Origin of the sequence: Bradyrhizobium sp. CSS354 (genome assembly GCF_029051725.1) — a bacterium.
GTDB lineage: Bacteria > Pseudomonadota > Alphaproteobacteria > Rhizobiales > Xanthobacteraceae > Bradyrhizobium.
The window spans coordinates 1-12,855 of the sequence record NZ_JAACFU010000048.1; the positions used below are offsets into that span (position 1 = coordinate 1).

Here is a 12,855-nt window from a genome sequence, read left to right on the forward strand (position 1 = left end):
GCACTTGGGCGCAGGCGCGGATATGACGCGGGTTACCCTCGGGAAGAGCCGGGTGCGGGAAAGCCGCCTGCCCGGATCTGTGAGGGCGAAAGCCAAATGGCTGAGCTACTCGACCACGACCTCTGTGGACGGAGCGCTAGCACTGACCAAGGTCACTTGATTGCTTGCATCATTCTCAGCGCCGTCTCAATTGATCGTGTAGTTTCTTAGATCATTCGTACTCCCCCGGGTGATTGCACGTCCAACTGACTTGCGGCGTGCCGACCAGATCGGAAGCGCCGTACAAACCTCCAACTTGGAATGCAAAGGACGCAGCAATCCGGCGATCTTCCGCGCCCTATTGAAGGATTTCAAACAGACGACGGAGTTCGCGGATTTGGCAGCGACGATATCACCGGGTGAGCGCGAGGAATTCGACTGGCCCGATACGCCTCAACCCGGCGATGCAGGATCTCGCGATCAAGATCGAAGCCGAAATGGATCGACTTCTTCGTTGTTTTGCCCATTCGCAGTGATGCTCGATCCGATAATGCAAGGAGCGCCCTATTAGGTAGGCTCGTGGGCTCATGCGCGATGGATCGGGTTTTTCAAAGATTTGCTGCGCAATTGACCGAAAGCACGCATCAAGACGCTGCTCAGCAGAGCATGGCCGAGGTCGCCGCTGCGCTCAAACTGTCGTGCTTCGCATATCTCGCTTTTCTCCGTGGGCCAGGCAGCCCTCCCAATCTGATCTCGACATATCCACCCTCCTGGATCGCCATCTATCTGCAGCGCGGCTACGAATCCGTCGATCCGGTGGTACGTCGGGCAATGCGCCGCCCTAAGCCCTTCCGATGGGGACTTGGATTGGAAGCGCGAAATCGGTCGGAGGCAGAACGCGCTCTGTTCGAAGAAGCTGCCAAATTTGGGATTCGCTGCGGATCTACATTCCCTATCCATGATGACAGGGGCGCGATCGCCGCGCTGAGCCTTGCAAGCGATGATTGTCCAACTGGTTTCGAGCGCCCGCTGATCGAGCACGCCCAGAGCCTGCGGTTAATCGCAACGTTTTTCCATGCACATGCAAAACGCTCCTGACGATAGATCGTATGGTCGGTGGGGTGCTGCTGTCGCCTCGCGAGTACCAGTGTATCGAATGGTCCGCGCGCGGCAAATCAGCTGGGGAGATTGAGATCATTCTCAGCATCGCAGAGCGAACCGCGAGATTTCACCTGGATAACGTGCGCGCGAAGCTTGGCGTCAGCTCGCTTCGTCAAGCAATCGTGCTGTTTACCGAATCAAAATCTCGAAAATAGATCAACCGCAGGCTGCAAGCACCTGTGCAACTCCACAGGATGTGCTCTGCTGCCTTCTCTGCTTGCTTGCCTGAAGCTAGTGCTGCTCCCGCTCGTCCACCGTTCCGGAATGATCTCGCCCACCGTTCCGATTTGATGTCGCCCACCATTCCGGGATGATGTCGCCCGGGGGTGACGAGGCCTCTTCTCTCCATACGGTCCCGCCTTTCGGCTTTGCGAAGGGGGACCTGGATGCCGACGGAGAGGTTTGCGACGCGCCATGTGCGCGATGTGATCAGGTTGAAATCGGCCGGGATGCCGACCCGCGAGATTGCGCGGCGGGTGGCAACGGCGCCTTCGACGGTGCGGTTGACGATCCGCCGGTTCGTGGCGGCGGGACTGACCTGGCCATTTGCCCGATGACGTCACCGACGCCGTGCTGGAGGCCCGGCTGTTCGCCAGCGCTGGTGCCGGTTCCGGCACCCGGCGGGGCCATCGCCGGTAGGCCGAGCCGGACTGGGCGGCGGTGCATCGCGAACTCCGGCGCAAGCACGTGACGCTGTCGATCTTGTGGGAGGAATACATCGCGAGCGAACCCTGCGGGTATCGCTATCCGCGCTTCTTCGAGCTTTACCGCGCCTGGAAAGGCCGGCTGTCGGTGACGATGCGCCAGTCGCATGCGGCCGGCGACAAGCTGTCCGTCGACTATGCGGGCGAGGGCGTGCCGGTGGTGATCGACCGGTGCACCGGCGAGCCGCGGAGATCTTCGTCGCGGTGCTCGGCGCATCGAGCTTCACCTGCGCGCAGACGAGCTGGACGCAGGGACTCGCCGATTGGATCAGCGGCCATGTCAGCGCCTTCGAGGCGATCGGCGGCGTGCCGGCGCTGCTGGTGCCGGACAACACCAAGCTCGCAGTGATCAAGGCCTGCCGCTACGATCCGCAGATCAACCGCAGCTACGTCGACATGGCGGCGCATTACGGCACCGCCATTCTGCCGGCCAGGCGGCGACGGCCACGGGACAAGGCCAAGGTCGACCAGGCGGTCCTCATGGTCGAGCGCTGGCTGCTCGAGCGGCTGCGCCCCCCGCACATTCTACAGCCTGGCCGAAGTCAACGCGCCGATCGCCGAGTTGCTAACCCGGCTCAACGAGGAGCGGCCGATCCGGCGGCTCGGCGTCACCCGCCGCAAGCTATTGGAGGAGATCGAACGGCCGGCGCTCCAGGCCTTGCCGGAGAGCCCTTACGTGTTCGCCGAGTGGCGGATCTGCCGGGTCAGCATCGACTATCACGTCCAGGTCGAGGCGCAATACTACAGCGTCCCGCATCGCTTCGTCCGCGCCGACGTCGAGGTGCGCTTCACTGCCCGCACCCTCGAGATTTTCCACAAGGGCGAGCGGATCGCAGCGCATGAGCGCATGAGCGGCAACCACAAGCAAAAGACCGTGCCGGAGCACATGGCGTCCAGTCATCGGCGCTACGCCGGCTGGACCATTGAGCGCATCCAAAATGTCCATAGCCTGTTCTTTATTCGTCTCTGCGTCTCAAACCGCCGGCGTTGCCTACTTCTTGGCGTAAATGTCCTTATACGTCTCCTGCAGCACGTTCTTCTGCACCTTACCCATGGTGTTGCGCGGCAGTTCGTCGAGGACGAAGACGCGCTTGGGCATCTTGATTTTTGCCAGGCGGCCATCGAGCGACTTCAGCACCGAGGCTTCGCTGACTTCAGCACCCTTGTTGCAGACCAGCACCGCCGTGACGCCCTCGCCGAAATCGGCGTGCGGCACGCCGATCACGGCAGATTCGATCACGCCCGGCATGGCGTCGATCTCGCTCTCGATTTCCTTCCGACAGACGTTGAAGCCGCCGGAGATCACGAGGTCCTTGCCACGTCCCAAATATGGACGTAGCCCTTGGCGTCGATCTTGCCGAGGTCGCCGGTGATGAAGAAGCCGTCGTCACGAAACTCGGCCTTGGTCTTCTCCGGCATGCGCCAATAGCCCTTGAACACGTTCGGGCCCTTGACCTCGATCATGCCGATCTCGTCGCGCGGCAATTCCTTGCCCGTCTCGGGATCGGTGACGCGCACGGAGACACCGGGCAGCGGAAACCCGACCGCGCCGGGCACGCGCTCGCCCTCATAGGGATTCGACGTGTTCATGTTCGTCGCGGTCATGCCGTAGCGCTTGAGCACCGCGTGGCCCGTGCGCGCCGCCCATTCGCGATTGGTCTCGGCCGACAGCGGCGCCGAGCCCGAGATGAACAGCTGCATGTGCTTTGTGGTCTCGCGCGACAGCGAGGGGTTCTGCAGCAGCCGCGTGTAGAAGGTCGGCACGCCCATCAGCACGGTGGCGCGCGCCATCAGCTTGATGATCAGATTCGCATCAAGCTTCGGCAGGACGATCATCGGTGCCCGCGCAAACAGCGTCACGTTGGTCGCCACGAAGCGCCAATAGCCGACCAGGCTCAGCCGACGCGAGATTGTCGTGGGTCAGCATCGCGCCTTTGGAACGCCCCGTGGTGCCGGAGTTGTAGAGGATCGCGGCGAGTTCGTCGCCCGCCCGCGGCACGGTGGTGAATTCGCTGCTCGCCTTCGCGGCGGCGTCGGTCAGCGAGCCCTTGCCATCAGGCCCGAGCGTCTCGACAGTGGCCTTCACTTTGGCGGCGATCGGGGCGAGCCCTTCGGCCTTGGCGGGATCGCAGACCACCAGCGACGGCTCGGCGTCGCCGATGAAGTAATCGAGTTCGTTGAGCGTATAGGCGGTGTTGAGCGGCAGGTAGACCGCGCCCGCGCGCACCGTGGCCAAATACAGCACGATATTGGCAACCGATTTCTCGACCTGCACCGCGACACGGTCGCCGTGCTTGACGCCGCGCGCGACCAGCACATTCGCCATCTGGCCCGCGCGCGCGATCAGGTCGCCATAGCTGATGCGGGTCCCGTCATGCGTCTCGATCGCGAGGCGCTTTGGATCGTCCAGGCCATCGAACAGGCGGGAAAACAAATTGGCGTTGGCAGCTTAGTTCATGCAAGATTTCCTTGGCCGCAAGGCTTGTTCGTAAGGCCGGTCAAAACCGAGGCGCTGGATTAGCAAAAAACCGCCCCGAAGAAGCAACGGAGATCCGGGCTATGCACTCCGTCAAAAGCGGTTGATACAAACCCTCGATCATGCGGGCGTCGGTGCAGAATTTCGACCCTTCCGCGGCCTACATCGGCGAAATTCGTCGCTATCAGCCAGATAACATTTTGCGCAAGAACAAATACACGCGTTGGTCGCGGTCGCCTTGTCCCGAACCATTCAAGATCGGGAGAGCGGAGGTTTTACGCCGTGCGTCCTTTCGCCAAACGGACCGGATGCTGGATCGACGCAGAGCTTTGAGCCTTGAGAAATTATTCATGTTCGGAGTTCGCGGAACGGATCCACCTTCGTCTCCACTATCAATTCAGCGGCATCGCGCTCCAATGTGACGAAAATCAACCGCAGCACCCGCGACGATCGCGATCGCCGGGTATCCGCAGCATCCGTATAAGCTGATAGCCGCCGTGCCCATCCCAGATCCTACACCGACGCTTTATGCGACATGACGTGTCGAACAAGGAAATCTGTATTCCGGTGCGTGCTCCTGATTACCAGCCACCGGTCCGCCAGTATCGCGAGGTCTCGGCCGGCCATATCGTGCAGATATGCGGCGAAGAATAGTCGACGTGATCAAGAGGTGCCGCCTTGCAGGCCTGTCGCCATTGACGATCGGCCGGTTGCGGGGGGGGAATCCCAGATTCTGTCAGTAGATGCAAGAGGAAGTAGGTTACTCAATGAGCTCGAAAGCCATACACAACCGGCAGTCGTCGATTAAAAAAAAATTGAAACTGGGTGTCTTCACACTGGTCCACGAGGCGAATTCGTTTGCGCTGGAGAAGTGTGATCATAAATTATTTTCCGAGGGCCGTTGGGCCAGGGGTCTGGACGCGGCAAAGAGCTATCAGGGTTCGAACACAGGGCTAGGTGGCGTTCTAAGCTTCCTTGAAGCTCATCCTGAATGGGAAGCCACGTTCTTCCGTCAGGCTTCATCGACTCCTGGCGGCGACATTACCGACGAGTGCTTCTCGGGAATCCTAGATGAACTTGTTGCCGACGTCACGGCCGGCGCTTGGGATGCCCTATACCTTTGCCTCCACGGCGCAGCGACAGTCGAGGGCGGACGCTCAGCCGAATTGGAGGTGCTCCGTGCAATCAGAGCGGTCCTCCCAGACGTGCCGATCGGAGCCTCATTTGACATGCATGCAAATCTCACCCCTGAGATTGCCCAACTCGTGACGATCTCGGCGGGCTACAAAACCCATCCGCACATCGACATGAAAAATGTCACCGCGAAAGTCCTGAGACTGTTGGTCAGCACTGTACGCGGAGACATTCGTCCAACGGGTGCCATTGTCAAGCTGCCGCTCCTTCTTCCCAGTGCGAACATGCGAACCACCGACGGCCCAATGCGGGAGGTGGTATCCTATGCTGCGCTCGTCGAGCAACAAGAGGGCGCTCTCGACATTACTGTCTTTGGCGGGTTTCCCTATAGCGACTGTACCATGTCCGGGGCCTGCTGCATGGTATTCACGGAAAACGATCCTGCTCTTGCCTACCGCCTCGGACGCGATGTTTGCAGTAAACTGTGGTCGATAAAAGAACAGTTCTTCGTTCCCCTTCCATCGACTAGCCAAGCTTTGCAAACCATTTTGGACACAACTCAATACCCAATCGCCATCGTCGACAACGGCGACAATCCTGATTCAGGCGGCATCGGGGACACTCCGTCCCAACTTCGAGCAATACTTGATGCGGACCTCGCCATCCCAACGGCGTTTTGCTTTCTCTTTGACCCAGAACTCGTAAAGCGCTGCCATCAAGCAGGTATCGGAGCGCGGTTCAAGGCGAAGCTAGGAGCTCGACTAACTCCACAATATGGTTCTCCCGTGGAACGCGAAGTTGAAGTCGTTCGAATCATCGAAGATTGCTCGTTCTACAATGAGGGACCGCAAGCCACTGGGGCAAAGGCTTCTTTCGGCCCCACAGCGGTTGTGAAGAGCGGAAATGTTGAGATCGTGGCCGTAACGATTCGTCATGCCGTCACCGATCCTGGATTCTACCGGGTAAACGGGATCGACTTCTCGAACATCAAACTTCTTGCCGTCAAAGCGAAGAACCATTTCAGGGCCGCATTCTCCAGCGTATTCGCGGACATCATTGCTGTCGATGAACCCGGGCCGGCCGCATATGACTTCACGACCCTAAAGTTCGCTCACACACCCGAGCAGTTCTATCCAATGAATTCCTCAGCAACATTCTCGCCTGGGGAGGAGAACTGACGTCGTGTTTGTGCTGGGGCAGGAGAAGTTGAACTCCGACGCAAATGGAGAGCAAAACGGGAGGATCGATTCCGTCGATCCTCCGGGCACAGACGGCGCCAATCGCCACGATCGTCTCGCGCTTACTCGGAAGCCGGCTCCACGCAATATCCTAGGCTAGGTTCACCATTGACAGGGAAAGGGGCACCGGCGCGCGACGCCTTTCCAAGCGCGAGGAAACGCGAGTTGGCAGTCGAAGTAGCGGTGGACCTAGGCACTTGCACCGAGATCAATCGTAATGCACTCGCCACTGATCCCGGAGGCAGAAGGGCTCGCAAGAAAGCCAATCGTTGCCGCAACCTCACGCACATCAACAAACCGGTTGCCGGGTTGCGATGCCCGGAAGGCTGCCACCACCTCCTCTGTGCTCATGCCGCGATTTTTTGCCTGAGCTTCCAGCTGACCGCGCATAAGCGGGGTATCCATCCAGCCTGGCGCGACTGCGTTAACAGTGAGACCCTGCGCACCGCCTTCCAGCGCGGCGGTACGGACGACGCCAAGAACTCCGTGTTTAGCGGCACAGTACGCAACCTTCTGCCGTGCACCGCCGTAGCTGGCAACTGAAGCCGTGACCACGACCCGACCACCGGGGGCTTTCGTTAGAGCCGGCCATGCGGCCTTGAGCGCGTGGAATGGCGCGTCCAGCATCAGCGCATTAAGACGATCCCATTCGGCGTCGGGGAATTGATCGAAGGGGGCCATGAACTGCACACCAGCATTCAATACCAGGATGTCGAGACGCCCAGCAGCCTTGAGTACATGCGCGACCATCTCTCTATTCCCGCTCGCGGTGGCAAGATCCGCGTGAAAGACAGCGTCGCCCGCGATGTCGACGCCGTGCACGTCCGCTCCGCGTTCGGACAATTCAGCCACAATGGCCTTCCCAAGCCCCCCTGTCGCTCCGGTTACGAGGGCGACACGGCCCTCGAGCGACCATCCATGCGGATGGGACTGCTGTTGGTGGCTCTCACTACCGAATTTTGCCATTCACTTCTCTCCTACGTATTGGCTCGTCGAACGGACGCGATCATCTTTCAGCAAATCTCGCCGTCAGTGCCGCCAGCGAGAATTCGAGCAGTTGCGGCTATCTGGCTTCGGCGGATAGCGAGCTAAGCTCCGGCTAAAGCCTTGCGAGATGACAGCGAGACCAAACGCAACCGGGATCACCCAAGGAGACGGCAACTGCACAAGGGACGTTAGAGGCCAAGCATCCGGACAGTGTGGAATTTGCATTTCACGCAGAGTATGCTGCCGTTCGTGTTGAATTACCCCATAAAAGGAGCTCAATAAGCAGAAGTTCCTCGCCAAGTTGGACGAATGCAGAGCTTCTCTGCCGTCGGACGTGTTGATGCTGAGTCACTTGACAAGCACTCGCCGATAACGGGAACACCATGATCCGGTTGCTGCCCCACAGCAGCCTGCTTCTGCCGAACACTCAAATTGACTAAGAACGGCTCCGCGTCGCCGTTAGGGCATTAAAATGTCGTTCGTAGCATTTCGCGGGACGAGTTGTCGTGTCGATCAAGACCTCACGAGCGCGGTTATCAAGATGCGGCCGTCATCGCACGTTCGTGCCACCGATTCAGCCGCTGCGGGAGTGAGCGCCCGCGCCCTTCGTTCTCCGCTCATGTAATCGGCTAGCGCCACAAAGCCCAGCTTATCTGGCCGAACGAGTGCGGTAGCTCGACAAATCGCCTTCAGCGGCGCTTACCTATTGGCTGAACAATGGAGAAGCGTTGCGCATGCGCTCTCGGAAACACTCAGCCGGATCGTGCTGCCTCGCAACCCGCTTCCAAGCGAGCGGGCAACTGCAAGATCGGCGTACCGATCGCGTTGTCTTTGCGCCCGAAGCAGAGTGACTCCGAACCAGAGGCCGCGCTCATTGCCGACGTTTTCAGCGTGCGAGTTGGAGGCATCAACGGGGTGATCCAATCGGCGCTGGGATCCAATCTTCGGCTGCGAGTTGGCGAACACGGAAAGCAGGGACTCGAGCCCCCGGTGCTTAAGAAGCGCCGGACAGCCGAGGAGTTTTGTGCCCGGTCGAGGATCACCAGCTACCGTCGGCTGCAAGACCCCGATCTTTGGACTCGAACTTTGACGTACGTCCGCTGGTTAACAGCACGACACATGTCTTGGGGAAGCGAGCGTAGCCTTGTGCCGCTCGCGCCCGCTTGCCAGCAGCAATGTCGGTTCTCATCATTGGTTCGTGGCACAAATCAATACGTCACGGCGATGGACAATATTTCGGTATACGACAGCGTTAATTCATGCCGAATGTGAAGATTAAGCTAGTCGTGGCAAGCTCATTCACGTTCGGCTTCGTAACCGCTGCCGCTCGATAAAAGCGAGTGTCTTCAGTACCAAGCCAATAGCAAACTTGGAGCACTAATTCATCTTCGTAGCTTAAGATTGTTTTTGGCCAATCCCGTCTCGGCAGCAGCCGCCGCGCCACAACAGGCATGAAGGGCGGCCAACCTCGGCGCCGAATAAGCCTACAACACGCCGATACTCAGTTTCTGAGAGGCCAAACGGCTATTCTTCGCGATCGAAGCCAGCCGTTTGTTGAGATAGTCGAGCGATGCCTCATCAAGTCCCGCGAACATCGTGAGATTGAGTGCAAGTCTTTTGTTTGACAGGTTCGCAATTTCCCCTCGTGCCTTTTCCGTTAGTGAGATCTGCAGGAATCGTGCGTCATCGGGGGAGGTTACCCGGGACAATAGATCTTTCTCCTCGAGCTTCTTTGTTTGGTTCGGAACGAAGGCGGGGTGGATGCGGAGCTTATTTGCCAACGCAATCCCGGAAACGCCGCGTCCTTCGTCGATTTCATCGATAGCCATCAAAATCAACCATTGGGGCTCGCTTATTCCCATCATCTCGGCCCACGCCTTGTGTATCTCCTCCAACTGGGAGTGGACCTCCACGATGTTCCATACGAAGTCCGTAATGGCTCTATCCAATTGATATTTATCGCCCATTTGGTCTTTCCGCCACATGTTCGTGCCCCGACAGGCACAGAGCACGATCTTTAGCCGGAATACGCGCGGCCGTCTTGAGGCGATTTGAAGCCACATACCCGGCATGCGATAATTAATTGACAAATGCAATTCAGTTGGACTACAAAGAAGACAGGCCACGCTGTCTTTTGGCTTATGGTCCAGCGAAACCTCCAAGAAGAACCTCTGGGATGCCCCCCGAGGTTCTTTTTTTGCCTTCAGTAGTGTCGAAGTTCCAGACTGTTGCTGAGACGCAACGATACCCGATCAATTATTGGATAGCTTCATTAATTAATAGAAGTAATTGACTAGGAGAGCTATACGACGATCGACGGAGAGGGGGGCGCCTCGAAGTCGTTCCGTCAGGCCAACCCAGTGGGGGGCAGGCTAGTAGCGACGGGATCTGGACGACGGAAACGATATTTCAACTAGGAGCTTCATCGATGAAACTGACAAAGGGTCTCATCCTCGGTTCTGCCGCAATGTTCGCGGGCGCCGGGGCGCAGGCAGCCGATCTGCCCGTCAAGGCGAAGGCAATCGAATATGTGAAGATTTGTTCGCTGTATGGTGCGGGATTCTACTATATCCCCGGCACGGATACGTGCCTCAGAATCGGCGGATATCTGCGTGCCGACGCTCTTGTGGGGACGAACTCGGATTTTGATGCAGCCGTCAATGGCGTGGCTGGGGCGCAAAACCGCCTGACCAACTACTTGCAAACCCAGAGTCGCCAGGATCTGCAAATTGATACGCGCACTGCGACCGAATACGGCACGGTTCGGACGTTCGCTGAACTGGCCTTCACCTGGAGAACCGGTACCTACGGCGGAACCGGCTCAACAGGCGTAAACGGAGCGACTGCCTACACTTCGTCGCTCACTTCTCAGGTCGCTGGCGGCGGACTCGGTATCTACTACGCCTTTATTCAGTTCGCCGGGTTTACATTCGGTAGAGCGGAATCGCAGTTCAGAACGCCTTGGGCCGAATATCCGGCGCAAAGCTTTGAGTTGCCGGGAGCTGCGGGTTGGGACCCGGTGAACCAGGTTTCGTACACAGCGGACTTCGGTCAGGGAATTACGGCTTCGTTCTCAGCCCAGGATCAAGCCCCCAATTATCAGACCAACCTCTGGAACGTGAGCGCCGCAACAGCCGCAGGTCTTGCAACGGGTGCATATGGTGCCAACGATTTCGCCGGTACGCGAGCCCCAGATTTCGTGGCGAGGGTCCGTGTTGACCAAGCTTGGGGTCTTTTTCAGGCGTCGGTCGCAGCACACGACAACCACGCTGCCTATTATGGCGCCGACGAAACGACCGGCCATCCTGGGGACAAGTGGGGTTGGGCTGGACAGTTGGCCTTGTCAATCAAAAATCTTCCGACCGGTCCCGGGGATACGATCAACTTGACGGGCGTTTATACTTACGGCGCGAGCCGGTACAACTTCCATGACTACATGTCGAGCACCTTCGCGATGTACGGCGGGGGCGGCGCGGCAGGTGCTTATCAAAGCGCGGGCATTGCTGGTGTGTCTGACTCCGTGTTCGTCACGGGTGCTGGTCAGGAGTTGACCACTACCTATGGCTTCAATGGTGGCTATACTCACAACTGGGACGCTCACTGGAATACGGGCGTTTTCGGCGCGTGGGCAGCAGTACGATACAACAACACTGCCAAGGGCTACATCTGCGGAGCTTTCGTCAGGACCTTGGTGCTCTCGACTGGCGCTGACGGGTGCAATCCCGACTTCAACTATGCAGTTGTTGGCACGAAGACGTCGTGGACTCCGGTTAAAAACCTGACCTTCACGGGTGAACTCGCGTACATGATGCTCGATCAGAAGTATGCGGGCGGAAGCACCGTGACGCTTCCGTTGCAGGCGGGTATCGCCAAGCCGGGTACGGTGTATGAGCTGAAGGACCAGAACAGCCTCGTGCTGCTTCTCCGAGCTCAAAGGAACTTCTAAGCGTCGGTCATCAGAGGAAGGAGCAAGCAACGGCTCTGTAACATCAGAGTTTAAACCTCCAAGAAGGCCTCCGGCATGCCCGCCGGGGGCCTTTCTGACTTTCGCATCACATGGTGCGAATATGGATGTGGAACTATGCCTAGATGGGTGACGGCCGATGAGGCGGCGCCCTCTTGGTTCGGAACGAGTTCGATGCCGTCGGCAATCTGACAACGACGTCCGCATCTGGTTTTGCCTTTCAATCGCGCCAAGTTTTCGACGCACCATCGATCAAAGTACATCAGCTTGGCTGTCTGTGCCGACCGCGATCTTTTGGTCCGAGCTTTCTGTGCCGCGGCGTTGCACGTGCCTTCGATCGGGTTTGTGGTTCGCAACTGGCGCGGTGGCGGAGGTGCTTTCGATGGGGCTGGCGGGCCGCAAGCGTTGCCACTGCTAACCCGGAAGTCGTAGAAGTCGAGCAGCATGTCTCGATCCTTGCTTAGCCATCGGCCGCTTTCTCGATGTCAGCAGTTACTCTTGATGAAAGCGTCGAAGCAAACTCTGCGCTCATGTCTCGGCCATCCCGATCTCCTGCAGCGCGGTTTCGCATTCGGATGCTGGCTCTGGGCCATTTTGGCCAGTACGTTGGACCTCTTGTGACCCAGCAGCCTGCTCGTGCCCTTTCGGCCAGACAACCTCGCTGGCGGCCTTCCAGAACGGGAGCGCCGCGATAGCGGTTGCGGCGGCACGTGGAGCCCGGGCCGCTTCAGCCCCAGCAGCAACTCGGCCAGCCTTGTGCGGCTCTCGCGAGTGGCGCTCGGTGAAGCCGACTCTTTGCGGCCTCCGGCGTCGCGCCTTTCAAAACTAGGATGCACTGATTTCGTCCTCGGGACGCCCATTGAAATAAACGCCATCAACTCAGATGGAGACGTAGCACTTTGCCGAAATATCGCGTTCTGCCAGGTGATGTGCTCGGAGAGCCAACCTTCCTTCGGCCGTCCGATGGCTGATGCCGACAACCAGCAGCGTCTTGCCGAGCAGCGCCATCCTCCGTCTGAAGGATGTGTTCGACCGGCGGCTCCTCCGAGGCGCTGTCGGCTTGTTCATCTGGTTCGAACCGAAGATGCGGATTCCGGGGATTGCGGCCAGGGATTCCGATTGAACGCGACCATGCATTCCGATCGAAGGCGGCCACCTGTTCCGACGAAGGCGGCCGGAGTGTCGTTGCCGGCATGAGGAGTTGGGTCAGGT

The 12,855-nt window shown here is 58.7% G+C and carries 6 protein-coding genes and 3 pseudogenes; 6 read left to right on the forward strand and 3 right to left on the reverse strand.

Translation table 11 applies throughout. From position 1 onward, the window contains the following. The first annotated feature begins 573 nt into the window (after nt 1-573). The 3 genes and pseudogenes from GWG67_RS38180 to istA all read left to right on the forward strand — a co-directional run. Nucleotides 574-1,077: an autoinducer binding domain-containing protein gene (locus tag GWG67_RS38180; RefSeq protein ID WP_275174800.1), complete on the forward strand. Its 504-nt coding sequence runs from the start codon at nt 574-576 to the stop codon at nt 1,075-1,077. An 11-nt stretch (nt 1,078-1,088) separates the two neighbouring features. Further along, nucleotides 1,089-1,295 carry a response regulator transcription factor gene (locus tag GWG67_RS38185; RefSeq protein WP_275174802.1) on the forward strand — a complete coding sequence of 69 codons (207 nt, stop codon included), beginning with the start codon at nt 1,089-1,091 and terminating at the stop codon, nt 1,293-1,295. A gap of 231 nt (nt 1,296-1,526) precedes the next feature. Continuing rightward, nucleotides 1,527-2,778, forward strand: a pseudogene (gene istA, locus GWG67_RS38190) (IS21 family transposase); the annotation flags it as partial. Between the two features lie 57 nt (nt 2,779-2,835). On the opposite strand, the pseudogene GWG67_RS38195 reads toward istA, so the two are convergent. Then, a pseudogene (locus GWG67_RS38195) lies at nt 2,836-4,278 on the reverse strand (malonyl-CoA synthase). A 483-nt stretch (nt 4,279-4,761) separates the two neighbouring features. Between GWG67_RS38195 and GWG67_RS38200 the strand changes: the two are divergent. Both GWG67_RS38200 and GWG67_RS38205 read left to right on the forward strand, forming a co-directional pair. Next, nucleotides 4,762-4,974 (forward strand): annotated as a pseudogene (locus GWG67_RS38200) (glutathione ABC transporter ATP-binding protein GsiA); the annotation flags it as partial. 113 nt (nt 4,975-5,087) lie between these two features. Then, nucleotides 5,088-6,632 (forward strand): M81 family metallopeptidase, encoded by a 1,545-nt coding sequence (locus tag GWG67_RS38205; protein ID WP_275174803.1) that lies wholly within the window; start codon nt 5,088-5,090, stop codon nt 6,630-6,632. Between the two features lie 249 nt (nt 6,633-6,881). Here GWG67_RS38205 and GWG67_RS38210 read toward each other — a convergent pair whose 3' ends face one another. Both GWG67_RS38210 and GWG67_RS38215 read right to left on the reverse strand, forming a co-directional pair. Then, nucleotides 6,882-7,658 carry an SDR family NAD(P)-dependent oxidoreductase gene (locus GWG67_RS38210; protein WP_275174804.1) on the reverse strand — a complete coding sequence of 259 codons (777 nt, stop codon included), beginning with the start codon at nt 7,656-7,658 and terminating at the stop codon, nt 6,882-6,884. Nucleotides 7,659-9,163: 1,505 nt separating this feature from the next. Beyond that, a complete protein-coding gene (locus tag GWG67_RS38215) occupies nt 9,164-9,646 on the reverse strand; it encodes a MarR family winged helix-turn-helix transcriptional regulator (RefSeq protein WP_275174805.1) in 483 nt (160 codons plus the stop codon). A gap of 461 nt (nt 9,647-10,107) precedes the next feature. Here GWG67_RS38215 and GWG67_RS38220 point away from each other — a divergent pair, with 461 nt between their 5' ends. Next, nucleotides 10,108-11,625: a porin gene (locus GWG67_RS38220; protein WP_275174806.1), complete on the forward strand. Its 1,518-nt coding sequence runs from the start codon at nt 10,108-10,110 to the stop codon at nt 11,623-11,625. Nucleotides 11,626-12,855: the final 1,230 nt, after the last annotated feature.

Coding starts and splice junctions, on each gene's coding strand:
- GWG67_RS38210 (WP_275174804.1), bottom strand. CDS start 7,658: ATGGCAAAATTCGGTAGTGAGAGCCACCAACAGCAGTCCCATCCGCAT.
- GWG67_RS38205 (WP_275174803.1), top strand. CDS start 5,088: ATGAGCTCGAAAGCCATACACAACCGGCAGTCGTCGATTAAAAAAAAA.
- GWG67_RS38215 (WP_275174805.1), bottom strand. CDS start 9,646: ATGGGCGATAAATATCAATTGGATAGAGCCATTACGGACTTCGTATGG.
- GWG67_RS38220 (WP_275174806.1), top strand. CDS start 10,108: ATGAAACTGACAAAGGGTCTCATCCTCGGTTCTGCCGCAATGTTCGCG.
- GWG67_RS38185 (WP_275174802.1), top strand. CDS start 1,089: ATGGTCGGTGGGGTGCTGCTGTCGCCTCGCGAGTACCAGTGTATCGAA.
- GWG67_RS38180 (WP_275174800.1), top strand. CDS start 574: ATGGATCGGGTTTTTCAAAGATTTGCTGCGCAATTGACCGAAAGCACG.